Origin of the sequence: Escherichia sp. AM3 (genome assembly GCF_032029835.1) — a bacterium.
In the GTDB taxonomy this organism is placed as follows: domain Bacteria; phylum Pseudomonadota; class Gammaproteobacteria; order Enterobacterales; family Enterobacteriaceae; genus Escherichia; species Escherichia coli.
Genome location: NZ_JAVUPQ010000739.1, coordinates 1 through 333 on the forward strand (window position 1 = coordinate 1; position 333 = coordinate 333).

The following is a 333-nucleotide window of genomic DNA, read 5'->3' on the forward strand; positions in this document are numbered from 1 at the left end:
GCCTGGCAGTGGCTCACCCAGGGCGATGCACAACAGCAAACAAAGGGAACGCTGCTGTGTCTGGTGTTGCTCCTGCTGCTGGCGGCGCTTGCCGCGGTGGGATACGGCTTCTGGACGGCATGGCGGCGCGCCCAGCGTGACCCCTCCGGAGTTCGTCGCGCTTCGCAGACTGCGCTGCCCGCACGGACGCTGGGCGGGTTACTGCCGCTGTGCGGCGTCCTCTGTGCGCTGGTTCTGCTGATGCTGGCACGCCGGGACGACATCGGCCCTGTCAGCGACAGCCTTTCACTGGGACTACTGTCCAGCCTGACAACGCTGGCCATCCTCATGCTC

Annotated in this window: 1 pseudogene; it reads left to right on the top strand. The window is 66.7% G+C overall.

Features of this window, described 5'->3' with window-relative positions:
* Positions 1–333, top strand: a pseudogene (locus RTW80_RS28135) (thiamine ABC transporter permease); the annotation flags it as partial.